Genomic DNA, 211 nt, shown 5'->3' with positions numbered 1-211 from the left:
CCTAGTCTTCAACACCGAGTCCTGACAACTCTGACGTGGGTAAATCGATTGAAGCGTTTCTGTCCCATTAGCGCTATCTCAATGGAACTTGTCCGTTTTGATACCCAACTGATGCACTCACCCAGAAATCTCTAGTGTCGAGTATCAACAGGGAGAGTTGGTGGGGTATGAAGTCCGAGAATACCTTCTAGAGAAATGGGGTAGATGTTGT

General features: G+C 46.4%; 1 pseudogene. It reads left to right on the top strand.

Annotation, left to right across the window (positions count from 1 at the left end):
* Window positions 1–211: pseudogene (locus AC0QH1_RS00565) on the top strand (RRXRR domain-containing protein); the annotation flags it as partial.

The organism is Phormidium sp. CCY1219, assembly GCF_055795085.1.
This window is presented reverse-complemented; position numbering and strand designations above follow the sequence as displayed.